A 25,422-nucleotide genomic window follows, 5' to 3' on the forward strand; every position below is an offset into this window, starting at 1 on the left:
CCTTGAAGTTTCGGGCGTATACTACGAAATGCTGCACCACTGTCACGAATAATCCTTGGTGCTATGCCGACCCATTCTGAAAACCGCTTTATGCCGTACACCGCCCAACAGATGTATGATCTGGTGGCGGATGTGAACAGCTATCCCAAGTTCCTGCCGTGGTGTGCCGCTGCCCGTGTGCGCAAGACCACCGAACAGGGCGAGGCGACCGTCATGGACGCCGATCTGGTGATCAGCTTCAAGGTGTTCCGCGAACGGTTCGGCAGCCGCGTGACCCTGTGGCCGAACGACAAGAAGATCGACACCGAATATCTGGATGGTCCCTTCAAGTACATGAAGTCCAACTGGTCGTTCACAGATGTCGAAGGGGGCTGCGAAGTGGCGTTCTTTGTGGATTTCGAATTCAAGAACGCCATGCTGCAGCGGATCATCGGCCTCGTGTTCAACGAAGCGATGCAGCGGATTGTCCGCGCGTTTCTAGAACGCGCAAACACCCTTTACGGCGCAGACAGCAAGAGCGCGAGCGCGTGATCCCGCGCCGCGGCACGAACCATGTCGCGGCCCAAGGCACCAAACTCAATCGTCTCGGTATGAAGGTATCCAGCCTCGGTCACGATGCCAAAGCAGACGCGACCTTCGGGCTTGTGATCTGACCCGCCAGGACCAGCAATTCCTGTGATGCTGACAGCGACCTGCGCCGCGGAATTAGCCAAGGCGCCGCTCGCCATTTCTCGCGCGACCCCCTCGGACACAGCGCCCACAGCCTCTAGCGTTGCGGCTTTCACACCCAGCATCTGCTGTTTTGCCAGATTGGTGTAGGTGACAAAGCCACGCTCGACCACAGCGCTGGACCCTGCGATGTCGGTCAGGGCGGCGCTGACCATGCCGCCCGTGCAGCTTTCGGCGGTGGCGATCATGCGCCCCTCCGCCTTGTAGCGATTCAGAATTTCGACGGCCAAGCTCATACGCCAAGCAACCCGTGGCTGATACCCGCGCCGATCATAACACAGATGGCCGCGATGATTCCTGCGAAAACGTCGTCCAGCATCACGCCAAGCGCGTCGCCGCGGCGGTCTGCCCAACCCACAGGCCCGGGCTTCCAGATGTCAAACAGGCGGAAGCCGACGAAAGCCACAACCCAGCCCGGCCACAGGGCCAGCATATCTGCGCCCGCATGTGTCGCGCCCAATGACACCGGCAGCAGGGCAATCCACTGGCCCGCGACTTCGTCGATCACGATTTCGCTGGGGTCATGGTTGTCTCTGCCCTTGGTCGCGGCGGCCGTCGCCCACCAGCCGATGATGAATACCGCCACAGTGGCAATGGCGAACCCGTAGAAGCCCACGGTTTCGTGCAGCACATACCCGACGGGCAGGGCGGCCAGTGACCCCCAAGTGCCCGGTGCCTTGGGCAGGTTTCCGACGCCAAAGAAGGTTGCGATAAACTTGCTCATAGCTTCACCAATGTTGCTGTTGCGATCGAGGCGATGCCCTCTTCACGGCCCGTGAACCCCAGACGCTCGCTGGTGGTCGCCTTGACCGAGATGCGGTCCTTGGCGATGCCCATGATCGCCGACAGGGCCTCCATCATAGCATCCGCGTGGGGGCCGACCTTGGGGCGCTCGCAGATCAGGGTGCAATCGACGTTGCTGATGGTGAACCCTTTAGCGGTCGCCAGATCCACCGCATGTTTCAGGAAAATCTCTGACGCGGCCCCCTTCCACTCCGGGTCCGACGGGGGGAAGTGGCGGCCGATGTCGCCCTCGGCCAAAGCGCCATAGATCGCGTCGGTGATGGCGTGCATGCCCACATCCGCGTCCGAATGGCCCTTCAATGCCTTGGTGTGCGGCACATTCACGCCGCAGAGGATGACGTGATCGCCCTCTTCGAACGCGTGCACGTCGTAGCCATTGCCTAGTCTGATATCCATACCTGTCTCCAACAGTCGCGCCGCGCGGGCAAAGTCCTGCGGGTGCGTAATCTTGAAATTATCTGCGGACCCTGCGGTGATCGCGACGGTCATGCCTGCGGCGCGGGCGACCTCAACGTCATCGGCGGCGTCCTGTCCGTGCGTGCGATGGGCGTGCAGGATCGCATCATAGTGAAACCCTTGGGGCGTCTGAGCGCGATAGAGCCCGTCGCGTGCTTGGGTCCCGTTCACATTCCCGTCCGCCCCGATCCAGAGCGCATCGACAACGGGCAGGGCGGGTGCAGCCCCCTGATGAGTATCCAGCGCCGCGATCACATCGTCGATCACTTGATCGGTCAGTCCGGGGCGCGCGATGTCGTGGATCAGCACCTTGGTCACGCCCTTGCCCGCCAGAGCCTCTAGCCCGTTCATCACCGAATCCCGACGGCTGGCGCCACCCGTGACGCAGCTCCAGCCCAAGGCTTCGGCCCGCGCCAGATCGTCCGGGTGCACGACCACGACCACATGCGCCACATCGGGGTGCGCTGTCAGCGTCGCGACACTGTATTCGCCCACCAGACGCGCGCCCAAAGACCGCCATTGCTTGGGAATATCGCCGCCTGCGCGGGTGCCGCGGCCTGCGGCGACAATGACTGCTGCTGTGGTCATAGCCCTCGTCCTGTAATTCCCGCCCTGCTTAGGCTGTCCAAACAGCGCTGGCAATCCACCCCTCGGTTGTGATTAAAAAATGTGCGTTCGCTCAATTGCGGGCGCTAAATCAGCACCGTGCCGTTGAAAGAAAGGCGCATGCTGGGTAACACATTACCAATTGCACAAGGATTAATCATTTGTCCATTCGCGTGGCAAACCTCTCGATCGAGCCTCCAGTTCTCTTGGCCCCCTTGGCGGGGATCACCGATTTGCCCTTCCGCAATCTGGTGTCGCGCTTTGGTGCCGGACTGGTGGTCAGTGAAATGGTCGCCAGCCAAGAGATGATTCAGTCCAAACCCGGTGTGCGGGCCAAGGCTGAGTTAGGGCTTGGTGTAGACAGGACCAGTGTGCAGATCGCGGGCAAGGACGCCTACTGGATGGCCGAAGCTGCGAAGCGCGTGGCCGGTGACGGTGCGCGTGTCATCGACATCAATATGGGGTGCCCCGCCAAAAAGGTGACCAACGGTTATTCTGGCTCGGCTTTGATGCGCGATCTGGATCATGCCCTGACCTTGATCGAGGCTGTGGTGGCCGCGGTGGATGTGCCCGTGACCCTGAAGTGTCGCCTTGGTTGGGATGATGACTGCCTGAACGCACCGGAATTGGCGAAGCGCGCCGAAGTAGCGGGCGTGCAGATGATGACCATTCATGGCCGCACCCGCTGTCAGTTTTACAAAGGGTCTGCCGATTGGGCTGCGATTGCCAACGTCAAACAGGCGGTCAGCATTCCAGTCATTGCAAATGGCGATATCGTGGATGCGGACACGGCCCGTATGGCGCTGGATCAGTCCGGAGCGGATGGGGTCATGATCGGACGCGGCGCACAGGGGCGCCCTTGGGTGCTGGCCGAGATCGCGCATGAGCTTTTTGGGACCCCCGCACCGGACATCCCCGAGGGGCAGGCGCTCGTGGATATGGTCGCCGGACATTACGACGAAATGCTCTCTTTTTATGGCGGCGAGCTTGGCCTCAAGGTCGCGCGCAAACATCTAGGCTGGTATATGGACAACGCACAAACGAACGCCGCAGCACGGCGTCACATCCTGACGGCAAAAGAGCCGTCCGCTGTTTTCGAGCATCTGGAAGAGGCGCTGCTGAACCCCATGGGAGAGGCGGCATGACCCTTGATACCCTATGGAATTCGCTGCCCATTCCCGGCCTTTTGATCGACGAAGAGAACAAGATCGCGGATATGAACCCTGCCGCCGAGGGGTTCCTGAACCATTCGACCCGCTCGATGATCGGCTATCCGGTGTTCGACGTGCTGGCCGTGGACGCGCCCATCGAAGAGGCCTTTGGCCGCGCCCGCAAAGACAACTCGGTTCTGATCGTGAACGATGTAGATGTGGGGACGGGGGACCGCGCGCCCTTGCAGTGTACCTTGCAGATCGCGCCGCTGATCGGCGCGCCGGGCAAATTTCTGTTCTTACTGTCGACCCGTGAATTCGCGGGCCGGATTACTCAAGGACAGACTGTAAAATCCGCCGCAAAATCCGCCATCGGCATGGCGCAGATGCTGGCCCACGAGATCAAGAACCCTCTGGCGGGCATTGCTGGCGCGGCGCAGCTGTTGTCCATGAGCCTGCCCAAGCAGGATCTGGAACTGACTGACCTGATCGTCGGGGAAACCCGCCGGATCGCGGGACTCTTGGATCAGGTGGAACAGTTCGGTAACCAGCGTCCGCCCAAGCTGGCGGCGGTGAACCTGCACGATATTCTGGACCGCGCCCGCCGGTCGGCCATCCTTGGCTTTGGCGCGAACATGACCTTTGTCGAGGATTTTGACCCATCGCTGCCCGAAGCATGGGTGGATGCGGACCAATTGCTTCAGGTGGTCCTGAACCTGCTCAAGAACGCGTCCCAAGCGGCGGGGAACGGCGGCGGGACCATCAAGATGCGGACCTATTACGAGTATTCCTTGCGTTTGCGCCGAAAGGACGGAGGCGGCAAAGCTCTGCCCCTACAGATCGAGATTCAGGATGACGGCCCCGGTCTGCCGCCGGAAATCGCCGACGATGTGTTCGATCCATTCGTTTCGGGTCGGGAGAACGGGACTGGACTGGGGCTTGCTTTGGTCAGCAAGATTATCTCGGAACATGACGGCTGGATCTCGGTGGACTCGGTCCCCGGCAAAACGACTTTTCGCATTTCGCTGCCTCAGGTGCCCCGTGCGGTGCGCCAGGAGATGAAGGCAGCCCAAGAAGCAAATTCGAAGTAAGGAGAACGGGTTATGGACGGAACTGTATTGGTCGCAGATGACGATCGCACCATTCGCACGGTGTTGACCCAAGCCCTGACTCGCGCAGGCTGTAAAGTGCACGCCACGAGCTCTCTGACCACGTTGATGCGGTGGGTCAGCGAGGGCAAAGGCGACGTTGTGATCAGCGATGTGATGATGCCCGACGGGAACGGTCTCGAGATGCTGCCCAAGATCGGGGAAGAGCGTCCGAACCTGCCGGTTATCGTGATTTCGGCACAGAACACGATCATGACCGCCATTCAGGCCGCCGAGGCCAAGGCCTACGATTATCTGCCCAAACCCTTTGACCTGCCCGACCTGATGAAGCGCACCGCCCGCGCCTTGGAGAGCAGTGCCCGCAGCGCCCCCCGCGCCGTCGAAGAACCCGATCGCCCCGGCGAGTTGCCCTTGGTGGGCCGCACGCCCGCAATGCAGGCGCTGTACCGGCTGGTCGCGCGGGTGATGAATACCGAATTGCCGGTGTTGATCTCCGGTGAAAGTGGTTCTGGTAAATCCCTGATTGCCAAGGCAATTCATGACTTCAGTGATCGCCGGACCCTGCCTTTTGTGACCGTGAACTCCAACGATCTGGAAACCCTCGAAGGCCCCGCGCAGGCGCTGGCCAAGGCCCGTGGCGGCTCTCTTTTGTTCGACGAAGTCGGCGACCTGAGTGCCGAGGCGCAGGCCCGTGTGGTGCGGATGCTGGATAGTCTGACCGACAACGCCCCGCGAATTATGGCGACCAGCCAGACCGATCTGACCAACCGCATGGAAAGCGGCGAATTCCGTCAGGATCTGTTCTATCGTCTTGGCGGCGTTACCATTCAGGTGCCTGCACTGCGCGAACGGGTGGATGACATTCCGCTGCTTGCCGCGCATTTCCTGGCCAAATCAGAACAGGACGGTGCGCCCTCGCGTCAGCTCTCGGAAGAGGCCGAAAAGATGGTGCGCGCCTACAGCTGGCCTGGCAACGTGCGCCAGCTGGAAAACGCGATGAAGCGTCTGGTGGTGACTTCTCGCGAGCCCAGCATCACCCAGACCGAGGTTGAATCCGTGCTTGGCAACCAGCCCAGTATCGAACCCATGGTCAGCGGCGCGCCCCAAGAAAAGCTCTCGGCCGCCGTGGCCCGCCACCTGCGCCGTTACTTTGACCTACACGGAGGCGTCTTGCCGCCCCCTGGCCTGTATCAGCGGATCCTGCACGAGATTGAGCTGCCTTTGATAGAGATTGCGCTGGATGCGACGGGCGGAAATCAGGCCAAATGCGCGGATTTGTTGGGGATCAACCGGAATACTCTGCGGAAAAAAATCACCGATCTCGATATTCAGGTGACACGGCGCCGCAAGTTGATGTAATTACGCAACAGTAGGCTGGCATTTCGGGATCACTTCTGGTGTATTGCGGCCTATATTGCGTCGGTGGCCATCATGGCCCCCATCACTTGAGGTAGGTCCGTGGTAACAGGGGCACAGCGGCTTGGCCGCGCTCTGACTTGGGAACGCGTCAATCAACTGCGTTTCCAGCGAAAGGTCCAGAATGTCGCCGCCCTTGGGTTGGTGATCCTGGGGCCGATGTTGGCGCTTGCGACCTTCCTTGTGCTGGGTCCGTTGGATCAGGGCATGTCCTCGACCCATTTGCGCGGCGTGCTCTTGGCAGACTTTGTCTATGTCCTGCTGGTGGCTGCATTGGTCTTGGGCCGCGTTGCGCAGATGATTGCAGCGCGGCGTGCGCGGTCCGCTGGGTCGCGATTGCACCTGCGTCTGACCGGCGTGTTCGTGATGCTGGCGCTGGTGCCGACCGTGTGCGTGGCGGTGTTCGCGACGCTGACCGTGAATTTCGGTCTCGAAGGCTGGTTCTCTGATCGTGTCCAGCGCGTATTGGGCAGCTCTCTCGCGGCAGCGCAGGCGTATGAGCAAGAGCATCGTCAAGACTTGTCCGAGGATGCCCGCGCTCTGGCCAGCTTCTTGGAGCTCAATCGCCGTGCCGCAGGCTATCTGACTGACGGGGATGTGCGCAAACTGTTGGCCGAAGGGCAAAGCCAAATCCAGCGCGGCCTGAGCGAGGCGTTCGTTGTGAACTCCGCCGGTGAAATCAAGGCGCGGGGCGAAAGCTCTTATCTGTTCAACTACGAGGCGCCTTCGACCGAACAGCTGGATGCGGCCCGTTTGAATGGGCTCGAGGTGATCGAAGACTGGGATCTGGACGAATTCCGCGCCCTCGTGAACCTGCCCGGATTTGTGGACAGGTTCTTGTATGTCAGTCGCCGCGTGGATGGCGATATTTTGCGGCTCTTGGATGACACGCAGCAGACCGTAAAGCTCTACCAGCAATTGGAAAATGATCGCGGCAAGCTTTTGTTCGAGTTCGGGCTGCTCTACTTGGGGTTTGCGCTGATCCTGATTTTGGCTGCGATCTGGCTTGGGTTATATTTCGCCGAGCGTTTGGCGCGGCCGATTGGGCGGTTGGCCGGCGCGGCGCAGCGTGTGGGGTCTGGCGATCTGAACATTCAGGTGCGCGAGGAAAAGGGCGATGACGAGATCGCCATGCTGGGGCGCTACTTTAACCAGATGACGCGGCAGCTAAAGGTGCAGCGCGACACCTTGCTGGACAATACGGATCAGATCGAGCGTCGGCGCCGACTGTTTGACTCGATCCTGAGTTCCGTGACCTCTGCGGTGGTCGCGCTCGACCGCGAGGGTCAGATCACGCTGGCGAACCGCTCTGCCATGTCTCTGCTGGGGCTGGAGGGCGACGAAGAAGGCCAAGCGCTGAGCCTGATCGTCCCCGAATTCATCCCAGTGTTCGAACGCCTGAGCCATGATCCCAATGATGCGGCCCAAGAGCAGGTGCGTCTGACCCGTGATGGGCGGACAGAAACCCTGCTGGTGCGTATGTCGGCGCGGATGAACCACGAAGGCATGCTCGAAGGATACGTGCTGGCCTTTGATGACGTTAGCGATCTGGTCTCTGCGCAGCGTATGGCCGCATGGGGCGACGTGGCGCGCCGGATCGCCCACGAGATCAAAAACCCGCTGACGCCGATCCGGCTGTCCGCAGAACGCATTCGCCGGAAGTTTGTCAAGGTGGCGGGGGACGACGCAGAGAAGCTGGAGCAGCTCACCGATGTGATTGTCCGCCAGACCGAAGACCTGCGCCGGATTGTGGATGAATTCTCCAAGTTCGCGCGGATGCCGCAGCCCCAACGCCGCCCCGTGGATCTGTCCAAAATCCTGCGTGATGCAGTTGTTTTGCAGGACATCGGCCAGACCGGTGTACGTTTCGACGCGCATATTCCGGAAGAGGAAGTCACTTCGCTTCTGGACGAAACCATGATTTCCCAAGCGCTGATCAACTTGATCAAGAACGCAGGGGAAGCTATTGAAAGTTTGCAGGAAAATGGTGTTCCAGATGGGTTTAAGCCCGAAATCAGGATTGCCATGACCCATGATGATACCCGCGCACGGATCACAATCTCGGACAACGGGATCGGACTGCCCGAGGATCGCGCGCGCTTGTTTGAACCGTATGTGACCACCCGCGACAAAGGCACCGGCCTTGGTCTGCCGATTGTTAAAAAGATTATCGAAGAACATGGCGGTCTTCTGACCCTAGAGGACGCCGAACCTTTTGCCCCCGGGGCACATCGCGGCGCCCGCGCCGAGATTGTTCTGCCGCTGGACGAAGGTAAAACGCCAAAAAACGAGGCTTCTGAGTAAGATGAGCGACATTCTTATCGTTGACGACGAGCGCGACATCCGAGAGCTGATCGGAGACATTCTGGAAGACGAAGGATATGCCGTCCGTCTTGCGGGGTCTTCGGACGAATGTATGCAGCAGCTGAATGCCACGCCGCCAGCGCTGATGATCCTCGATATCTGGCTCAAGGACAGCCAGATGGATGGGATCGACATCCTGAAAGTCGTGAAACGCGACAATCCTGGCATTCCAGTGGTTATCATCTCAGGGCATGGGAACATCGAGATTGCGGTCGCTGCGATCAAGCAGGGCGCGTATGACTTCATCGAAAAGCCGTTTAACATCGACCAGCTTTTGGTGGTGATCCGCCGCGCGATGGAGACAAGCCTCTTGCGCCGTGAAAACCAGAGCCTGAAGCGGGTGGACCAGAAGCCGCTGGTCATGCTGGGAGAGAGCGCCGTGTTCCGCGCGCTGATCGGGCAACTCGACAAAGTCACGCGCTCGAATGGACGGGTCATGCTGACGGGCCCCGCAGGAAGCGGCAAGGAAGTGGCCGCCCGTTATATCCACCAGCATTCGAACCGCGCAACGGCGCCGTTTGTGACCGTGAGTTGCGCCTCGATCCAGCCCGACCAGATGGAGACGGTTCTGTTTGGCCGCGAAAACGCAGAGCGCGGTGTCGAGAAGGGCATGCTGGAACAAGCGAACGGCGGCATCCTTTATCTGGACGAAGTTGCCGACATGCCGCTCGGCACCCAGTCCAAGATGCTGCGCGTGCTAGTGGATCAGACGTTTCAGAGGGTTGGCGGCACGGACAAGGTGCGCGTTGATCTGCGCGTGATTTCGTCAACGGGGCGCGATCTGAAGGACGAGATCGCACAAGGCAATTTCCGCGAAGAGCTGTATCACCGCCTGAACGTGGTACCCGTGGCAGTGCCCGCGCTGTCGGACCGCCGCGAGGATCTGCCGCTGCTGGTGGACCATTTCATTGACGAGTTGCACACGCAGCAGGGCCTGCCCAAGCGAACCCTGAGCGAAGAGGCGGCTGCTGTGCTGCAGTCTCATGTTTGGCCGGGCAACGTGCGTCAGTTGCGCAATCTGATTGAGCGCGTCTTGATCCTTGGGGACGGAGACGGTCCGATCACCGCTGCTGAAGTGTCTGGAACAGATACGCCGTCGGACGCGGGCGGCGATCGCGTGGTTCTGTCCGGCGCTTTGGCTGCGCTGCCCCTGCGTGAAGCCCGCGAGGCGTTTGAGCGGGAATACCTGATGACGCAGATCAATCGCTTTGGCGGGAACATTAGCCGGACGGCACAGTTTGTTGGCATGGAGCGCAGCGCGCTGCATAGAAAACTGAAATCGCTGGGAATTGGTGCCAAAACCGGCAGCAAGTCCGACGGCAGCGAAGAAGAGTGATCGTGCCCCCGATTGACGGGGCACTGACAAACTGCCAAGGAAAAGGCCCAAGAGCAGGAGGCTTCCGGCGATGAAAGTGATCATCTGCGGTGCAGGTCAGGTCGGCTGGCAGATTGCCCGGCACCTGTCCGGCGAGTTGAACGATGTGACTGTCGTGGACAGCAACCCCGAACTGGTGCGCCGCGCGACGGACTCGTTGGATGTTCAGGGGATCGCGGGCTTTGCCAGCTATCCAGACGTGCTGGAACGGGCAGGGGCGCGGGACGCCGATATGATCATCGCGGCAACCTATTCCGACGAGGTGAACATGGTCACCTGTCAAGTCGCGCACTCGGTTTTCGACATTCCGCGCAAGATCGCGCGCCTACGGGCCCAGAGTTATCTGACCGCTATCTATTCAGACCTGTATCGCCGCGAACACTTGCCGATTGACGTGGTGATCAGCCCCGAACGCGAGGTGGCTGCGGCCGCTTTGCAGCGCCTGTCAGCCCCTGATGCCTTTGACACGGATGTATTCTTTGACGGGCGTGGGCGTTTGCTTGGGATCGTGGCCGAAGAAGACTGCCCCGTTCTGAACACGCCGCTGCGTCAGCTGACCGACCTGTTCTCGACTCTGCGGGCGACTGTGGTGGGCATCCGCCGCGAGGGGACCTTGTATGCCCCAGAGGCAGGTGACCAGATCTTTGCGGGTGACCAGATTTACCTCTTTGCCTACGAAGAGGACGTGAATCGCTGCATGGAGATTTTCGGCAAGAACCCCCGCAAACAAGAGCGGGTGGTGCTGGTCGGTGGCGGAAACGTCGGTTTGGCGGTGGCCAAAGAATTGGAAAGCCAGAAAAACCGCGTGCGCCTGAAGGTGATCGAAAAGAACCGCAAGGTCGCCGAGAAGGCTGCCGATGCGCTGGAGCGGACAATTGTTCTGCACGGCGATGGCCTGGACGCCGAAATCCTGCAAGAGGCGAACATCCAACGCGCCGACGCTGTCCTTTGCGTGACGGACGACGATAAAACGAACATGCTGGCCGCGACCCGCGCGAAGTCGTTGGGGTGCCCGATGTCGATCGCCTTGATCAACGACCCGACGCTGCTGCCAATGATTGAACCGCTGGGGATCGATGCCTTCATCAACCCACGCGCCACGACCGTGAGTTCGATCCTGCGCCATATCCGCCATGGCCGTGTGCGCAACGTCTACTCCATTGGCGATGCCGAGGCTGAGGTGATCGAAGCGCAGGTCCTGTCCACCAGCCCGATGTCCGGCACCGCAGTCGGGGACATCGACTTCCCCGAAGGTGTGCTGCTTGGCGGGATCATGCGCGATGACAAATTCATTCGACCCCGTGGCAAAACAATCGTCGAAGAAGGCGATATCGTTGCCCTCTTTGCACTGACCAAAGACGTCCCCGAAGTCGAGCGCCTGCTTCAGGTCTCGATCGATTACTTCTAGGCCGATGCTCAGCGCGCTCGCCAAACTGCCGCTTCTGTTGCACCTGTGCTTGATCGCAGGGGCGGCCATGCTGGTGCCTGCGGCCCATGCCTTGGTGATCGAAGAATTCCACGTGGCGCGCACCTTCTTTTACGCGGGCATTCTGGTGTTCGTGATCACCACCTTTATCGGGATCGCCATCTCTGGACGGACCAAGCATTACAGCCAGCGCGACCAACTGCTGACCCTTGTGGTGTCCTTTGTCTTCTTGCCTGTGATCATGGCGGTGCCATTCCAAGAGGCCACGCGCACCATCGGATTTCTGAGCGCGTATTTCGAGATGGTCTCAAGCTTTACGACGACCGGCGCGACCCTGTTTGACAAGGCAGGAAGCCTGTCGCCAAGCCTGCATTTGTGGCGCTCGATTGTTGGGTGGATGGGCGGTCTGCTGATCTGGATTGTCGCGGCGGCGACCCTCGCGCCGATGAACTTGGGCGGGTTTGAAATCACCGGCGCGGGCACGGTGAGCGGCGATCAATCCGTGGTCCATCGCGGCATGGGGAAAAAGACCCAAGCTGGCCGGGTATGGCAAACCGCCGGTGTGTTGGCCCCGCTCTATGCCGCGCTCACGCTCGGGCTTTGGGTGCTGTTGCTGATCGCCGGGGACCGCCCCTTGGTCGCGCTGTGCCACGCGATGGGTGTGCTGTCGACCTCTGGTATTTCGCCGGTCGGAGGGACCGAGTACGCGTCGAGCGGTGTCGGCGGCGAAGTTGTGCTGTTCCTGTTCCTGATTCCCGCTTTGTCGCGCATGACCTTCTCGCGCGAGGTGTTGCTGAACCCAGAGCGCGTCTTGATCGACCCCGAGTTCAAGGTCGGGATGCTGATCGTCGTGTGCGTGCCGTCGCTGCTTTTCCTGCGCCATTGGATTGGTGCAATCGAGGTGAACGAACAGGCCAACTGGGTCGCGGGCATCAATGCCTTTTGGGGCTCGATGTTTACTGTGATGTCGTTCCTGACGACAACTGGGTACGAGTCGATGCACTGGGAGGCCGCGCGCGGATGGTCGGGGCTGCCCGCGCCGGGTGTGGTGCTGATCGGGCTCGCGATTATCGGGGGCGGCGTGGCGACAACGACAGGCGGTGTGAAATTGCTGCGGGTCTACGCGCTCTATATGCATGGCCTGCGCGAGATGGAAAAGCTGGTCCACCCGTCCTCGGTCCGCGCGATCGGTGGTCCGGGTCGGCGGATCCACCAGCAGGGTGCCTATCTGGCATGGCTGTTTTTTATGATCTTCGCCCTGTCGATTGCGGCGATCATGGCGATGCTAACGGCTGTCGGCGTCACCTTCGAAGAGGCGATGGTGGTTGCGGTTGCGGCGCTCTCGACCACTGGTCCGCTGGCCCATGCAGCGGCCGAGACGTCTTTTAGCTATGCCGCTTTGGGATCTGGGGCCAAGCTGATCTTGTGTTTCGCGATGGTTCTTGGCCGGTTAGAGGCGCTTGCGCTTATCGCGGTCTTCAACCCAAATTTCTGGCGAAACTGACACATCTTTGCCGATTTTCGCCCACTCAATCAAAATTCGGACTGGAAACTCATAATTTCCGTCTCCATACTGCATGAGCAGCGCGGGGTATCCCGAGCAGCATTGGCAAGAATAAAGGCAAAAATACAATGGCTTCCGATAAGCAAAACCTGCAGGACGCATTTTTAAACCACGTCCGGAAGACCAAGATCCCGGTCACGATTTTCCTGATCAACGGGGTTAAATTGCAGGGCGTAATTACTTGGTTCGACAATTTCTGTGTGCTTCTGCGCCGCGATGGCCAATCTCAGCTTGTGTACAAGCATGCGATTTCGACGATCATGCCGGCGCAACCGCTGAATCTCTATGACGGTGACGGCGACAATTGACCGAAACAAAATCCGAACTGACTCGCGCGTTAGTTCTGCATCCGGACATCCGTAGCGATAGTCAACGGCGTGACGCTGGTCCCGCCCTAGAAGAGGCCGTCTCACTGGCCGCAGCCCTGCCGCACCTCGAGGTGGTGGGGTCATCTGTCGTGCGCTTGCCACGCCCGCATCCCGGGATGTTGTTCGGCTCTGGTAAAATCCAAGAGCTGAAAGAGCAGATCCATGACATGGAAGCAGAGCTGGTGCTGATCGACGGCCCAGTGAGCCCGATCCAACAGCGCAACCTTGAAAAAGAGTGGAAATGCAAGGTCTTGGACCGGACAGGTCTGATCCTTGAAATCTTCTCTGACCGGGCTGCCACCCGCGAAGGTGTGCTGCAGGTCGAGATGGCGGCCCTGTCTTATCAGCGGACGCGACTGGTGCGGGCTTGGACCCACCTTGAACGTCAGCGGGGCGGATTGGGCTTTGTCGGCGGTCCCGGCGAAACCCAGATCGAGGCTGACCGCCGCGCCATTGATGAACAACTGGTGCGCCTACGTCGCCAGTTGGAAAAGGTCGTAAAGACCCGCAACCTGCACCGCGCTGCACGGGCCAAGGTCCCATTTCCGATCGTGGCGTTGGTTGGCTACACAAACGCTGGCAAATCAACCCTATTTAATCGCCTGACCGGAGCGGACGTTTTGGCCAAAGACATGCTCTTTGCGACGCTCGATCCGACCATGCGCGGGGTGAAGCTGCCGGACGGCCCAGAGGTCATTCTATCTGATACCGTGGGTTTCATCAGCGATCTGCCTACGGAACTTGTTGCGGCCTTCCGCGCCACCTTGGAAGAGGTGCTGAGCGCCAATTTGATCCTGCACGTGCGGGACATCAGCCACGCTGAAACCAAAGAGCAAGCCGCCGACGTGCGCGAGATTTTGGAAACCTTGGGCGTGAACGATTCGACGCCAATGATCGAGGTTTGGAACAAAATCGACCGCGTGGACGAGGAAAACCGGATCGCGCTGGAAAATATGGCAGACCGGTCTGACGACGTAATGGTCCTGTCCGCGCTCGAAGGCACGGGGATGGATCAGCTGTTGGAACTGGTCTCCGATCGGCTCGAAGGCGGACGCTGGGAAGAAACACTTTCCCTGACCTTTGCCGAAGGCAAAGAGCGGGCTTGGCTGTTCCAGCGCGGGGTTGTTCTGGAGGAAACGCAAACAGACACCGGATACGACATTGATGTCCGGTGGAGCGCTAAAGACGCCAAACGGTTCCGAGAAATCTAGGAAAGCGCCCTTTGGGGCGCTTTTTCGTTAAAGGCTCTGTAAAAAGGCCGTCAGCCGATCGCGCCCGCCGGGACGCCAACCAAGCTTCTTGAGGACGTCACACGTCATGACGTTTGGCGTGGACGCGGCAGCATTGGGCAGGGGCCGATTGGCACCGCGCAAGGCCGCATACTCTGCCAGCAAATCGCGCCGATCTAGTAGGATGTCCGAGACGTTTGCAATCTGTGGAGGCTTCGCAGCGCCTAGGATCAGGTTCACCGCATCGACGAAATCCTCTCCATGGACCTCGGTGCCTTGGCGCGGGGGCAACTCTGCGCCTTGCTCGAATTCCTCGAAGAGTCCGCGCCATTTGTGCCAGCCTTGGGGATACGCTGCACCGTAAATCCCCGTCGCACGCAGGGTGGTTGGATGAAATCCAGCGTCAGCCAGCGCAAGAAGAGCGACCTCCGCCTCCCATTTGACCTGCCCATAGAGCGTGTCGGGCGCACAGGGGGTGTGTTCCGCAAGCGTCACACCATTGGGGTGCGTCCCATAGACGGCCCGAGACGACAGGAAAATCAGACGGCTGATGCCTTGGGCCTTGGCCGCTTTGAACAGGGTGATCGACCCGTCCACGTTCAACATGCGGAAACCTTCGGGATCGTCGCCTTCTCCGCCACGGTATTTCCCGGGGACGTGACTGAAGGCACAGTGCACCACGGCATCAACGCCAGCCATGTCGGGCGCATCGCCCAATTGGTATTCTACATGATCATGAGACGCACACGGCTGGCGGCTCAGTGCTAATACATCGTGTCCCGCGCGCTTTAGGCCGTTCATCACAAAGTGACCAAGGTATCCAGAAGCGCCGGTGACAGCTATTTTCATGCGGGGTTCTCCAAAATATCCAGATCAGGCGCCGCCTTGCCGTCCAGATACCGGTGCCACAGAGTGATGAGCGGCGCCAGTTCCGCGGCTTTGGGGTGCGGGTCCTGCCATGGCTTTTCATACTGGTAATGCAACACCTTGACCGAAGACCAGCGCCAGAGTTGCGGCATATTAAACCACACATATTGGAGCATGTTGTAAGTCACTGGTAAACCATGCCAATCGGGAAAGTAATGTTCCAGAAATGTTTGGTCTGTGCGGCGCCAAAAGACATCGGGTTGGTCGAGTTGGGCCAGCATCGAGTCGTAGGTTTGCAGCGACGGCCGCGCGGTAAAGACGCCGCTGTTCATGCGGTGAAAATCGCCGAGGCTTTCGTAGACATTCGGGGCCGCGCAGAATTGTGGATAGGCGAACAGAGTGTCGATGTTGCGCAAAACCAGCGTATCCGCGTCCAGAAAGACGACCGAACTGTAGTCAGTCATCTGCCAGAGGCGAAGTTTCGCAAAGTTGTCCAAAGGCGTGTGAAAGCTGGGTTTCTCGCCCTTGGTGAATGGGGCCGCGCCATGCAGGTTTCGCCGCGCGTGCCGTTCGTTGAAAGCGTCGGACGTCGGTAGCAGCGCGACTTGGATCAGCCGCGCTCCAAGCGCTTCGAGCGGGTTTAGGTCCTCGGGTGCGACCCCGCCGGTGTACATGACCACCAGATCGGCCTGCGTTCCGGCCCAAACCAGAGACTTCATCAAAGCCGTCGCGCCCATGGCGTAGTCAGCGTTCGTCACCAAGGTTACATACGCCGTTTGCGCGCGGGCAGGGCGCGAGGCCGTCAGTCCTTCCATTCTCAGCCGACCGACTTCAACGCTTTGCCTTCGGGATCGTGGTTTACCGTTGGGGCAATGTCCTTGGTCCATGCGGAAACCGCGGGCACACGGCTGCGGTCAATCCTATGGGCGTACTTCTTGGCCACCTCAACGACTTCGGCCAACAGACCGTTTTCGAGGGTGGTCGGGTTCAGGCCTAGCGCGAGGAACTGCTCGTTCTTCACGATTAGATCATTCTCGGCAGCCTCTTTACGTGGGTTCGGCAGGTTCATGACCTCGGCGCCGGTCAGCTTCGAGATCAGCGCGGCCAGATCGCGGACGCGGTGTGTCTCTGTCATTTGATTGAAAATCTTGACCCTGTCGCCGCGTTCGGGGGCGTCTGACAATGCCAGCTCGATGCAACGCACGGAGTCTTGAATGTGGATAAAGGCGCGGGTTTGCCCGCCCGTGCCATGGACGGTCAGCGGATATCCTATGGCCGCTTGGATTAGGAACCGGTTGAGAACCGTACCGTAATCGCCGTCGTAGTCAAAGCGATTGATCAATTGCTCATCGCGGCGCGTCTGTTCTGTATGTGTGCCCCAGACGATGCCCTGATGCAGGTCGGTAATCCGTAGCCCGTCATTCTGCGCGTAGAACTGAAACAGGATCTGATCGAGCGACTTCGTCATGTGATAGACTGAGCCGGGCTTCGTCGGATACAGGATTTCCAGTTCCTTTTTCTCGCCCTCTAGGTTCTCGATCTCGACGTCCAGATACCCCTCGGGGATTGCGGCGCCGACACTCGAATAGCCGTACACCCCCATAGTGCCAAGGTGCACGATATGTGGGTCTATTCCGGATTCTACAACTGCTGCCAATAGGTTATGGGTTGCGCTTACGTTGTTGTTAACCGTGTAGACCTTGTGACGATCGGTTTTCATCGAGTAGGGTGCGGCGCGCTGTTCGGCAAAGTGGATGATCGCGTCAGGCTTGTTTTCGACCAGCCAGGATTTCAGGCGTTCGTATTCTTTGGCCAGATCCAGAAGGTGGAAGCGCAGTGTCTTGCCTGTGACTTCTTTCCAAATCCGGCAGCGCTCTTGGATCGAGTCCATGGGGGTCAGCGACTGAACTCCGAGCTCTGTGTCGATCCAGCGGCGCGACAGGTTGTCGATGATGTGCACTTCGTGCCCCAAATCGGACAGATGCAGCACTGTGGGCCATCCTACGAAACCGTCTCCGCCTAGAACCGCGATCTTCATATCAACCTCATTTCGGACGTAATTATCAGATTTCAAATCATTATCTGAGGTAAGCCTAGCATTTGTGAAGCAAAGACAAAGCTATTGTGACAGTGCAAAAGAGAGGGTCACAGAAAAATGAAAAAAGCCGCCTCAAAGGGCGGCTTCATCTCTTGGCAGAGTCTTGATTTGAGAGGCGCGATTAGCTGCCCCAGCTGCGAACTTGACCGCAATCCATGTGAACGAAGTTGGAGCGGCTGTATTTGCCGACACCGCCTGCGTTACAGGCTGCCGCTGCTTTGGCCATCTGGCTGACCGAGCGCGAGGCAAGACGCAGGTCAGCAGCCTGACCGCGCATGTGCAGCGAATTTTTTGCCACGCCGGAGGAGCGCGACCGCAGCATGTTGTTGGTCTTCGGGCTGCGGTAGCCCGACAGCATCATGTAGGGCTCGCTCACGTCCATAAGACGGTGCGCTGCAGACATGATGTCTACTGTACGTGCATCGATGTTCTTGACCTGATTGGTCCGCCAATCGCGCATGAAATAGTTAATCTCGTCGAGGGCTTCGGGAATATACTCCCCATCGACCCAGTAGATCGTATTGATCTTCTCGCCAGTGCGGCCAGAATACATTTGAACACGACGTACGTCGCCCGACCCACGAAGGAAGCCGAAAGCGTTAGAGTAGGTAGGGGCGGCGGCCACAGCAGTCGCAGCGAAAGCCTGTAGCAACCCACGTCGAGTCACATTCGTGATCGTCATTATGCCTGTCCCATTCGTCTTGTTCCGCAGTTTCGCGGATTTTTGATCCATCCCCAGATGTGCGCACTTTATGACATATCTGCCGAAACACACCAAGGCTCGAATCCAATTGGTTCCATACTGATATCACCAATTGGCATTTTTCCGCTCAACACCCCCCGATTGTGACCCAAAGTATACAAAGCTTGGTTAATTCCATTCCCCAGTATTGATTGGTTCTTTTGTGAATGGACAAAGCCTGTCAGGACACGATGATTGATGTGAACATTTTCAGAACTGCAAAGGACGTGCCATGCTTTCCTTAATGGCTAAAAAACTAATGCGGATACAGCTTATCGTTGTTGTGATCGCTTTTGTCTTTGCGAGTGTCGGGGCACCTGCGCAGGCGCAGAGTGCAGCAATAAAACAAGCTATTGCCGAGGCCTCTGTCGGGGACGAGGACATCGCATCCTTTTATCGTGAAACGGATTTTGAGCCGATCTGGCTTGGCCGCGGGAAAAACAAGCGCCGTCTTCAGGCTCTGTTCGAAGCGCTGGAAACCAGTGGGAACCACGGGCTCCCGACTGCCAGCTACAAAGTTGATGCGCTGCGCAACGACATCGCCAATGCGACGACTGCGCGGCAGGCAGGTGCGGTCGAAGTCGCAATCAGCGAGACGTTTTTGAAGTATGCGCGCGATCTGCAGACCGGTGTTCTGGTCCCGCAGCGGATCGATTCCCTGATTGTGCGGGAAATCCCGTACCGCGCGCGCGTGTCATACCTGACCTCGCTGGTGAAATCGTCGCCGCGTCCGTTCTTCCGCGCTTTGGCGCCGCAAACCCAAGAGTATAACCGCTTGTTCGGTGTCAAAGCCGATCTGGAGCGTCAGGTGGGCTTGGGCGATTGGGGCCAGAAGGTCCCTGGGGCGCTGAAACCCGGCGCGACTGGCAACAGCGTGGCCATCCTGCGCAACCGTTTGCAAGCCATGGGCTATTTGGGGCGCAGCGCGACCAGCACCTATGATCCTTCGATTCAGCAGGCGGTTCAGGTGTTCCAAATGGACCACGGCTTGACCGCTGACGGTGTGGCAGGACCCGCCACCATCGAAGAGATTAACAAGTCAGCCGCAGAGCGTTTGGCCTCGGTCATCGTTGCGATGGAGCGAGAGCGTTGGCTGAACAAAGAACGCGGCAAACGCCACGTTCTGGTGAACCTGACCGACTTCACGGCCAAAATCATCGACAACGACAAAATCACGTTCGAGACCCGCTCGGTGATCGGTGCGAAATCCCTAGACCGCCGGACGCCCGAGTTCAGCGATGTGATGGAGCATATGGTCATCAACCCGACCTGGAACGTGCCGCGCTCGATTACAGTCAAAGAATACCTGCCGATGCTGCAGAAGAACCCCAACGCCGTCGGTCACCTGAATCTGATCGACAGCCGCGGCCGCGTTGTTCCGCGCTCGGCGGTGAACTTTGCCCAGTACTCGGGCAAGACCTTTCCCTTCCGCTTGAAAGAGCCGCCGAGCCAAGGCAACGCGCTGGGTTTGGTGAAATTCATGTTCCCGAACCCCTATAATATCTATCTTCATGATACTCCGGCAAAGAGCCTGTTCGGGCGCGAAGTGCGGGCCTATTCCCATGGCTGCGTGCGTCTGCACAAACCCTTTGACTTCGCCTACGCCTTGCTGGCCAAACAAGAAGCCGACCCGCAGGGCTACTTCCAGAGCGTTCTGAGCACGGGCCGCGAGACCACGGTCCCGTTGAAGGAGCCTGTGCCGGTACACATTATATATAGGACCGCATTCACGTCGGCCAAAGGACACGTGCAATACCGCCGCGATGTCTATGGGCGTGACGCCGCGATCTGGCGCGCGTTGGAACAGCGGGGGGTGGTACTGCGCGGCATTCAGGGCTAGATCAAATCCCGGACTAGGCCGGGAGGCACTGAATGACGACCTTTACACTTGCCGAAATCGCCGCCGCCTTGGGCGTGGACGCTCAGGGCGACGGCTCTTTGACCATCACGCGGGTTGCAGAACCTGCGACGGCCACGGGCGCTGATCTGGCGCTGGCCATGAAACCCGAATTTGCGGATCAGATTTCAGCGGGCGCTGCTCAGGCGGCGTTGCTTTGGCAGGGCGCGGATTGGCAAAGCTATGGTCTGAAGGGAGCGATCCTGATGGACCGACCGCGCTATGGCATGTCCAAGCTGTCCGCCATGATGGACGCGGGGCAGGGCTATGCACCCGGCATTCACCCCACAGCGATCATTGACCCGACTGCGCAGATCGGCGCGGATGCCAGCGTGGGGCCGTTCTCTATTATTGGCGCGGGTTCGGTGATTGGCGACAACGCCGTCATCGCCAGCCACGTCACCATCGCGCCGCGTGTGTCGATCGGAGCGGACGCCCTGATCCACCCCGGTGTTCGCATCATGGCCGATACGCGGATCGGCGATCGTGTGATCTTGCACGGGAACGTGGTGATCGGGGGCGACGGCTTCTCCTTTGTCACGCCCGAAAAGTCAGCGGTTGAACAGGTTCGCGATACCCTTGGTGACAGCAGCGGGACCCGAGCGCAGGCGTGGGCGCGGATCCATTCCCTTGGCGGGGTCGAGATCGGCGATGATGTCGAGGTTGGCGCGAACTCGACCATCGACCAAGGGTCCGTGCGCGCAACCCGCGTCGGCAGTGGCACCAAGATCGATAACCTTGTTCAGGTGGGCCACAACGTCGTTATCGGCACCGACTGCTTGCTCTGTGCGCAGGCAGCGGTGGCGGGGTCGACCGTGATCGGGAACAACTGTGTGCTTGGCGGCAAATCCGGCGTCGCGGACAACATCAAGATTGGCGACAACGTGGTGATCGGCGCGGCATCGGCAGTTTTGTCGAACGTTCCTGCGGGTCGTGCTATGCTCGGCTATCCGGCGGTCAAGATGGACACCCATGTCGAGACCTACAAAGCCCTGCGCAGATTGCCACGTCTCTTGCGGGAATTCGCGGAGCTTAAGAAAACTGTTTCAAAAGACGGGTTAAGTGGCTAAATCGCCAAGAAGCCAACGAGAAGGGTAAACCCATGACCGTGAAGGATAAAGTTATCGCAATCATCGCCGAACAGGCCGTTCTGGAGCCGTCGGATGTGACCATGGATAGCACCCTAGAGGACCTTGGAATCGACAGCATGGGTCTGGTCGAGAGCATTTTTGCCATCGAAGAAGCCTTTGATATCTCGGTTCCGTTCAACGCCAACGATCCCTCGGAAAGCGACTTTGACATCAGTTCTGTCCAGGCAATCGTGGACGCGGTTGAAAAACTGGTTGCGGAGCAGTCGTGAGACGCGTCGTCATCACCGGCGCGGGCACGATTAACCCGCTGGGGTCTAATGTCCCCAAGACTTTGGAATCCTTGCGCGAGGGGCGTTGCGGGATCGCCGAGCTGGACATCCGTGATCTGGATCGTCTGGCCATCCGCATCGGCGGCCAAATTCTGGACTACCACCCCGAGGACCGTTGGAACCGCCAGCAAATCGCTCTGTACGATCGCTACACGCAATTTGCGATGATTGCCGCAGAAGAGGCGCTGCAGCAGTCAGGTTTGGCCTTTACCGGTGATCTGGCCGCGCGGTCCGGCGTCGTGCTGGGAACGGCGGGCGGCGGTCTGCAAACCTCTGACGAGAACTACCGGACGGTGTACGAAGAGGGCAAGAACCGCGTTCACCCTTTTGTCGTGCCCAAGCTGATGAACAACGCCGCTGCCAGCCACATATCGATGGCCCATAACCTGAAGGGTCCGTCCTACACCGTGGCGACTGCCTGTGCGAGTTCGAACCACGCCATGGGCCAAGCCTTTCACATGGTGCGTGCAGGGATGTCGGATGTGATGATCACAGGCGGCTCAGAATCGATGTTGTGCTTTGGTGGCCTGAAGGCGTGGGAAGGTCTGCGTGTCATGTCCAAAGACGCCTGCCGTCCGTTCTCTGCCAACCGCAATGGCATGGTTCAGGGCGAAGGTGCAGCGATCTTTGTGTTCGAAGAATACGACCATGCGAAGAAACGAGGCGCGGAAATTCTTTGTGAAGTCAGTGGCTTTGCGATGACCTCTGACGCGGGCGATATCGTGATGCCGTCCAAGCAGGGTGCGGCACGAGCGATTTCTGGGGCTCTGGCAGACGGCAAAATCGACAAATCGCATGTCGGGTACATCAACGCCCACGGCACTGGCACAGCAGCGAATGACAAAACCGAATGCGCGGCAGTGGCGGATGTTTTTGGCCATCACGCGGACGAATTGATGATCTCATCGACCAAATCCATGCACGGGCACCTGATTGGCGGCACCGGCGCGGTGGAGCTCTTGGCGTGCATCATGGCGCTGCGGGATGGCATCATTGCGCCAACCATTGGCTACGAGGAGCCCGATCCGGAATGTGCGCTCGACGTCGTTCCGAACGAGTCCCGCGAGGCCAACGTTGACGTGGTCCTGTCAAACGCCTTCGCCTTTGGGGGATTGAATGCTGTGTTGGCCCTGCGCAAGCACTGAGCCATAGACAGCGCTCAACAAAAAAGGCCGCCCAGATGAGGCGGCCTTTGTGTTTTCGAGAGACTGTCAGATCAGCGCGCGGGGATCGCGTCGAAGGCGCTGGTGAAACCTGACAGCGACATGGTCAAGGTGACCTGCTGGTCCGGTGCAACACGGGGCACGATGACGAGGCTGGCTTCTTTACCCTTTTTGAAAGCGTCCAGTTCCGCTGCAGTAAAGCCAATCTGCGCAAAGCAGCCTTGCTGAGTGCAGAAGCGGAAGGGGTATTTCTTGGCTGCGCCGCCATCGACCGAGATCATCAATTGCTCGGTCAGCAAAGTTTCTAGCGGCGTCGCGATGGTCGCGCCAGCGGCCGCGGCCTGACCTTCGGGCAGCTTGAACAGGCTGACTTCGGCCACAGTGTTGCCCTCGCCATCGTCGAGCATCTGGTTCATTTCACAGGGATCTTGCTCTTGCTCGGTGCGCAGGCAGCGCACAATCCAGTCACCGCTGGTTTCCGCGTCGTAGGTTGTTCCCAGAGCGTTGCCCTGCTCTGCGACCTCGGTGCCCAGATCGACATCAGCCGCAGGGGCTGCGTCGTCCTGCGCCAGTGCAGGCGTTCCCAGAGCGAGAATGGTGGCAAGAGTTAGGCTCAGATAGTGCTTGGGCATTTGTTTCCCCAGTGTCTCAAATTTCTTTGGCAAATGCCTAACACGGGTTGGCGCCTGATGGCAGTCCGGATTCTATGAAAATAATCGTGAAGGCAGGATGTTGCGGGCGATAAAAGATGACCCTGTAATGCAGAAAAGAAGAAAGGAGACCGTAGGCCTCCTTTCATTTTTTGCTCCCTGTCGGACTGGCCGACTTAGTAATTGACCGAACGCTACGAAGTCCTCTCGGGATCGTCAACAGATAAACATCAGTTATCTTCAACAATCTTTTTCTTGATATCAAAACGCGAAAAAAGCCGCGCCTTTTCAAGGGCGCGGCCAGTTCAACAGGGAGGAAATGTGCCCTTCATCACGACACAACCCAATGCTGGCACCAGATGGTTAACGCTGTATTGTCGGACCGTACCCAAGGGAGTTTCGGCATGTCGGATGGCATTTTTGTTGGTGGTGGTGGTTTAGAATACGGTGAGGCGCAACAACTTGTGCTGAAATATGCAAACAGGCACGGGCTGATCGCCGGCGCGACAGGCACGGGCAAGACTGTGACCGTGCAGATTCTGGCGCAGGCCTTTTCTGATGCCGGTGTTCCGGTCTTTGTTTCGGACGTCAAAGGCGATCTGTCCGGCCTTGGCGCGGCAGGGGCGGAAACGCACAAATTGCACGCACCGTTTATGGAACGCGCCCAGAAAATTGGGCTCGACCTGACCTACAGCGCGGCACCCGTCACATTCTGGGATCTGTGGGGGCAGCAAGGTCACCCCGTGCGCGCCACCGTGGCCGAGATGGGCCCATTGCTGCTGTCGCGGATGCTTGACTTGACCGAGGTGCAAGAGGGCGTGCTGAACATCGCGTTTCGCATTGCAGACGAGCAAGGGTTGCCGCTGCTAGACTTGGATGATCTGCGGACGATGCTGGTTTGGCTTGGGGACAACCGGTCAGAGATTTCCATGCGGTATGGCAACATCTCTCCGGCGAGTGTCGGCGCGATCCAGCGGTCTATTCTAATGCTCGAGAATGAGGGCGCGTCTGGCTTCTTTGGCGAGCCTGCGCTGGAACTGGCTGATCTGATGCGCGTGGATGACACGGGGCGCGGCGCGGTCAACATTCTGGCCTCTGACCGCTTGATGCAGGCACCGCGGCTCTATGCGACGTTCCTGTTCTGGCTGTTGTCGGAACTCTTCGAAGAGCTGCCAGAGGTCGGCGATCCGGACAAGCCAAAGCTGGTGTTCTTTTTCGACGAGGCGCATCTTCTGTTCGACGGCACGCCCAAGGCGCTGGTGGACAAGGTCGAGCAGGTGGCGCGGCTGATCCGGTCCAAAGGTGTTGGCGTTTACTTTATCACGCAGCATCCGGCCGACATCCCCGAGGATATTCTGGGCCAGCTTGGCAACCGGATCCAGCACGCCCTGAGGGCCTTTACCGCGCGGGACAAAAAGAACTTGAAGCTGGCCGCCGAGACCTATCGCGAGAACCCAGCCTTTAGCGTCGAAGAAGCGATCCGCGAGGTCGGAGTCGGCGAGGCGGTGACTTCGTTTTTGGAAAAGAAGGGCGTGCCGGGGATGTCGGAGCGCACATTGATCCGTCCGCCGTCTTCGCGCATCGGACCCTTGACCGTGGCGGAACGCGGCGCGCTGATTGCTGCGTCACCCATGTCGGCCAAATACGATCAAGCCGTGGATCGCGAGAGCGCCCACGAAATTCTGACCAAGCGGGCGGACGCCGCGGCAGCTGCCGCAGCACAGGCCGAGGCTCAAGAAGAGCAGGTCGAAGCTCAAGAGCGGGAATACCGCACTGCGCGGCGCTATACGGGATCGCGGGTCAGCCGGTCGACTTCCAAGCGCATGAGCCGCGATGACAGCTTTAGCGGCGCGCTGACAGAGGCTCTGGTCAAAGAACTGAGGGGCACCACGGGGCGGCGGATTGTCCGCGGTATCCTTGGCGGGCTGTTCAAAGCCCGCTAGACCGCAAGTACAGAAAAGAGAAAGGGCGCTCCGATCAGAGCGCCC

The 25,422-nt window shown here is 59.2% G+C and carries 23 protein-coding genes; 15 read left to right on the plus strand and 8 right to left on the minus strand.

Going from position 1 to position 25,422, the window contains the following annotated elements:
• Positions 1-63: 63 nt before the first annotated feature.
• The gene (locus BM225_RS11485) at positions 64-531 is read left to right on the plus strand and encodes a type II toxin-antitoxin system RatA family toxin (RefSeq protein WP_072706501.1); all 468 of its coding nucleotides are present in this window, start codon (positions 64-66) and stop codon (positions 529-531) included.
• On the opposite strand, the gene BM225_RS11490 is transcribed toward BM225_RS11485, so the two are convergent.
• Genes BM225_RS11490 through BM225_RS11500 form a run of 3 tightly spaced genes read right to left on the minus strand, consistent with a single transcriptional unit; the run spans position 498 to position 2,577 of the window.
• On the minus strand, positions 498-965 hold the full coding sequence (locus tag BM225_RS11490; protein WP_072706500.1) for a CinA family protein: 468 nt from the start codon (positions 963-965) through the stop codon (positions 498-500). The genes BM225_RS11485 and BM225_RS11490 overlap by 34 nt on opposite strands.
• Positions 962-1,453 carry a phosphatidylglycerophosphatase A family protein gene (locus tag BM225_RS11495; RefSeq protein ID WP_072706499.1) on the minus strand — a complete coding sequence of 164 codons (492 nt, stop codon included), beginning with the start codon at positions 1,451-1,453 and terminating at the stop codon, positions 962-964. The genes BM225_RS11490 and BM225_RS11495 overlap by 4 nt, the downstream gene beginning before the upstream one ends.
• Positions 1,450-2,577, minus strand: coding sequence for a bifunctional 2-C-methyl-D-erythritol 4-phosphate cytidylyltransferase/2-C-methyl-D-erythritol 2,4-cyclodiphosphate synthase (locus tag BM225_RS11500; RefSeq protein WP_072706498.1), 1,128 nt, complete (start codon positions 2,575-2,577; stop codon positions 1,450-1,452). Before BM225_RS11500 ends, BM225_RS11495 begins: the two co-directional genes overlap by 4 nt.
• 179 nt (positions 2,578-2,756) lie before the next feature.
• On the opposite strand from BM225_RS11500, the gene dusB reads away from it, so the two are divergent.
• The 9 genes from dusB to hflX all read left to right on the plus strand — a co-directional run bounded on the left by dusB (position 2,757) and on the right by hflX (position 14,579).
• Positions 2,757-3,740 carry a tRNA dihydrouridine synthase DusB gene (gene dusB, locus BM225_RS11505; protein ID WP_072706497.1) on the plus strand — a complete coding sequence of 328 codons (984 nt, stop codon included), beginning with the start codon at positions 2,757-2,759 and terminating at the stop codon, positions 3,738-3,740.
• Positions 3,737-4,837 (plus strand): two-component system sensor histidine kinase NtrB, encoded by a 1,101-nt coding sequence (locus BM225_RS11510; protein ID WP_072706496.1) that lies wholly within the window; start codon positions 3,737-3,739, stop codon positions 4,835-4,837. Before dusB ends, BM225_RS11510 begins: the two co-directional genes overlap by 4 nt.
• Before the next feature lie 12 nt (positions 4,838-4,849).
• Complete coding sequence (locus BM225_RS11515) at positions 4,850-6,214, plus strand: response regulator (protein ID WP_072706495.1); 1,365 nt, start codon at positions 4,850-4,852, stop codon at positions 6,212-6,214.
• Positions 6,215-6,313: 99 nt separating this feature from the next.
• Positions 6,314-8,575, plus strand: a complete 2,262-nt coding sequence (locus tag BM225_RS11520; protein WP_072706494.1) for a sensor histidine kinase NtrY-like — start codon at positions 6,314-6,316, stop codon at positions 8,573-8,575.
• 1 nt (position 8,576) lies between these two features.
• Positions 8,577-9,971, plus strand: coding sequence for a nitrogen assimilation response regulator NtrX (gene ntrX / locus BM225_RS11525; RefSeq protein WP_072706493.1), 1,395 nt, complete (start codon positions 8,577-8,579; stop codon positions 9,969-9,971).
• A gap of 70 nt (positions 9,972-10,041) precedes the next feature.
• The gene (gene trkA / locus BM225_RS11530) at positions 10,042-11,418 is read left to right on the plus strand and encodes a Trk system potassium transporter TrkA (protein WP_072706492.1); all 1,377 of its coding nucleotides are present in this window, start codon (positions 10,042-10,044) and stop codon (positions 11,416-11,418) included.
• A gap of 4 nt (positions 11,419-11,422) precedes the next feature.
• Positions 11,423-12,940, plus strand: coding sequence for a TrkH family potassium uptake protein (locus BM225_RS11535; RefSeq protein WP_072706491.1), 1,518 nt, complete (start codon positions 11,423-11,425; stop codon positions 12,938-12,940).
• A gap of 128 nt (positions 12,941-13,068) precedes the next feature.
• On the plus strand, positions 13,069-13,308 hold the full coding sequence (gene hfq, locus BM225_RS11540) for an RNA chaperone Hfq (protein WP_072706490.1): 240 nt from the start codon (positions 13,069-13,071) through the stop codon (positions 13,306-13,308).
• A gap of 17 nt (positions 13,309-13,325) precedes the next feature.
• The gene (gene hflX, locus BM225_RS11545; RefSeq protein WP_083595683.1) at positions 13,326-14,579 is read left to right on the plus strand and encodes a GTPase HflX; all 1,254 of its coding nucleotides are present in this window, start codon (positions 13,326-13,328) and stop codon (positions 14,577-14,579) included.
• Between the two features lie 27 nt (positions 14,580-14,606).
• Here the strand turns inward: hflX and BM225_RS11550 are convergent, their stop codons facing one another.
• The 4 genes from BM225_RS11550 to mepK all read right to left on the minus strand — a co-directional run bounded on the left by BM225_RS11550 (position 14,607) and on the right by mepK (position 18,244).
• Entirely contained in the window at positions 14,607-15,446 is an 840-nt protein-coding gene (locus BM225_RS11550) for an NAD-dependent epimerase/dehydratase family protein (RefSeq protein WP_072706488.1), read from the minus strand.
• Positions 15,443-16,279 carry a glycosyltransferase gene (locus BM225_RS11555; RefSeq protein WP_072706487.1) on the minus strand — a complete coding sequence of 279 codons (837 nt, stop codon included), beginning with the start codon at positions 16,277-16,279 and terminating at the stop codon, positions 15,443-15,445. Before BM225_RS11555 ends, BM225_RS11550 begins: the two co-directional genes overlap by 4 nt.
• Positions 16,280-16,281: 2 nt before the next feature.
• Entirely contained in the window at positions 16,282-17,502 is a 1,221-nt protein-coding gene (locus BM225_RS11560) for an NAD-dependent epimerase/dehydratase family protein (protein WP_072706486.1), read from the minus strand.
• A gap of 181 nt (positions 17,503-17,683) precedes the next feature.
• Positions 17,684-18,244 carry a peptidoglycan L,D-endopeptidase MepK gene (gene mepK / locus BM225_RS11565; protein WP_072706704.1) on the minus strand — a complete coding sequence of 187 codons (561 nt, stop codon included), beginning with the start codon at positions 18,242-18,244 and terminating at the stop codon, positions 17,684-17,686.
• A 304-nt stretch (positions 18,245-18,548) separates the two neighbouring features.
• On the opposite strand from mepK, the gene BM225_RS11570 reads away from it, so the two are divergent.
• Genes BM225_RS11570 through BM225_RS11585 form a run of 4 tightly spaced genes read left to right on the plus strand, consistent with a single transcriptional unit; the run spans position 18,549 to position 22,766 of the window.
• Positions 18,549-20,144, plus strand: a complete 1,596-nt coding sequence (locus BM225_RS11570; RefSeq protein ID WP_420809850.1) for a L,D-transpeptidase family protein — start codon at positions 18,549-18,551, stop codon at positions 20,142-20,144.
• 32 nt (positions 20,145-20,176) lie between these two features.
• Positions 20,177-21,271, plus strand: coding sequence for a UDP-3-O-(3-hydroxymyristoyl)glucosamine N-acyltransferase (locus tag BM225_RS11575; RefSeq protein ID WP_072706484.1), 1,095 nt, complete (start codon positions 20,177-20,179; stop codon positions 21,269-21,271).
• Between the two features lie 32 nt (positions 21,272-21,303).
• Positions 21,304-21,561, plus strand: a complete 258-nt coding sequence (locus BM225_RS11580; protein ID WP_072706483.1) for an acyl carrier protein — start codon at positions 21,304-21,306, stop codon at positions 21,559-21,561.
• The gene (locus tag BM225_RS11585) at positions 21,558-22,766 is read left to right on the plus strand and encodes a beta-ketoacyl-[acyl-carrier-protein] synthase family protein (protein WP_092464404.1); all 1,209 of its coding nucleotides are present in this window, start codon (positions 21,558-21,560) and stop codon (positions 22,764-22,766) included. The genes BM225_RS11580 and BM225_RS11585 overlap by 4 nt, the downstream gene beginning before the upstream one ends.
• A 71-nt stretch (positions 22,767-22,837) precedes the next feature.
• Here BM225_RS11585 and BM225_RS11590 read toward each other — a convergent pair whose 3' ends face one another.
• Positions 22,838-23,416: an invasion associated locus B family protein gene (locus BM225_RS11590; protein ID WP_072706481.1), complete on the minus strand. Its 579-nt coding sequence runs from the start codon at positions 23,414-23,416 to the stop codon at positions 22,838-22,840.
• A gap of 422 nt (positions 23,417-23,838) precedes the next feature.
• On the opposite strand from BM225_RS11590, the gene BM225_RS11595 reads away from it, so the two are divergent.
• A complete protein-coding gene (locus BM225_RS11595) occupies positions 23,839-25,377 on the plus strand; it encodes a helicase HerA-like domain-containing protein (protein WP_072706480.1) in 1,539 nt (512 codons plus the stop codon).
• The last annotated feature ends 45 nt before the right edge of the window (positions 25,378-25,422 follow it).

The sequence above is a fragment of the Donghicola eburneus genome (assembly GCF_900115865.1).
Lineage (GTDB): Bacteria > Pseudomonadota > Alphaproteobacteria > Rhodobacterales > Rhodobacteraceae > Donghicola > Donghicola eburneus.